This window comes from Streptomyces sp. NPDC043870, assembly GCF_056435785.1.
Genome location: NZ_JBWKDT010000114.1, coordinates 1 through 1,854 on the forward strand (window position 1 = coordinate 1; position 1,854 = coordinate 1,854).

Annotated in this window: 1 rRNA gene (only partly in view); it reads right to left on the minus strand. The window is 56.9% G+C overall.

Annotated elements, in window-relative coordinates:
- Positions 1-21 precede the first annotated feature (21 nt).
- Positions 22-1,854, minus strand: a 23S ribosomal RNA gene (locus AC0699_RS39415) (it continues 533 nt past the right edge of the window).

The window sequence follows — 1,854 nt, forward strand, 5'->3', positions numbered from 1 at the left end:
ACACAGTGGACGCGAGCAACTGAGGACAAGCCCTCGGCCTATTAGTACCGGTCAGCTTCACCAGTTACCTGGCTTCCACATCCGGCCTATCAACCCAGTCGTCTACTGGGAGCCTTACCCTCTCAAGGAGGTGGGAATACTCATCTCGAAGCAGGCTTCCCGCTTAGATGCTTTCAGCGGTTATCCCTCCCGAACGTAGCCAACCAGCCATGCCCTTGGCAGAACAACTGGCACACCAGAGGTTCGTCCGTCCCGGTCCTCTCGTACTAGGGACAGCCCTTCTCAATATTCCTACGCGCACAGCGGATAGGGACCGAACTGTCTCACGACGTTCTAAACCCAGCTCGCGTACCGCTTTAATGGGCGAACAGCCCAACCCTTGGGACCGACTCCAGCCCCAGGATGCGACGAGCCGACATCGAGGTGCCAAACCATCCCGTCGATATGGACTCTTGGGGAAGATCAGCCTGTTATCCCCGGGGTACCTTTTATCCGTTGAGCGACGGCGCTTCCACAAGCCACCGCCGGATCACTAGTCCCGACTTTCGTCCCTGCTCGACCCGTCGGTCTCACAGTCAAGCTCCCTTGTGCACTTACACTCAACACCTGATTGCCAACCAGGCTGAGGGAACCTTTGGGCGCCTCCGTTACCCTTTGGGAGGCAACCGCCCCAGTTAAACTACCCATCAGACACTGTCCCTGATCCGGATCACGGACCCAGGTTAGACATCCAGCACGACCAGAGTGGTATTTCAACGACGACTCCACAACCACTGGCGTGGCCGCTTCACAGTCTCCCACCTATCCTACACAAGCCGAACCGAACACCAATATCAAACTGTAGTAAAGGTCCCGGGGTCTTTCCGTCCTGCTGCGCGAAACGAGCATCTTTACTCGTAGTGCAATTTCACCGGGCCTATGGTTGAGACAGTCGAGAAGTCGTTACGCCATTCGTGCAGGTCGGAACTTACCCGACAAGGAATTTCGCTACCTTAGGATGGTTATAGTTACCACCGCCGTTTACTGGCGCTTAAGTTCTCAGCTTCGCCCCACCGAAATGGAGCTAACCGGTCCCCTTAACGTTCCAGCACCGGGCAGGCGTCAGTCCGTATACATCGCCTTACGGCTTCGCACGGACCTGTGTTTTTAGTAAACAGTCGCTTCTCGCTGGTCTCTGCGGCCACCCCCAGCTCACCAAGAAAATTGGATCACCAGGCGTGGCCCCCCTTCTCCCGAAGTTACGGGGGCATTTTGCCGAGTTCCTTAACCATAGTTCACCCGAACGCCTCGGTATTCTCTACCTGACCACCTGAGTCGGTTTAGGGTACGGGCCGCCATGAAACTCGCTAGAGGCTTTTCTCGACAGCATAGGATCATCCACTTCACCACAATCGGCTCGGCATCAGGTCTCAGACTATGTGCACGACGGATTTGCCTACCGTGCGTCCTACACCCTTACCCCGGGACAACCACCGCCCGGGCTGGACTACCTTCCTGCGTCACCCCATCGCTTACCTACTACCACCTTGGGTCAGCGGCTCCACCACTCCGAGATTGTCCGAAGACGCACCCGGCGGTTTCACGGCCTTAGCATTAATGGGCTCGATATTGGGCGTTTCAAAGCGGGTACCGGAATATCAACCGGTTGTCCATCGACTACGCCTGTCGGCCTCGCCTTAGGTCCCGACTTACCCTGGGCAGATCAGCTTGACCCAGGAACCCTTAGTCAATCGGCGCACACGTTTCTCACGTGTGTATCGCTACTCATGCCTGCATTCTCACTCGTGAACCGTCCACAACTCGCTTCCGCGGCTGCTTCACCCGGCACACGACGCTCCCCTACCCATCACAGTC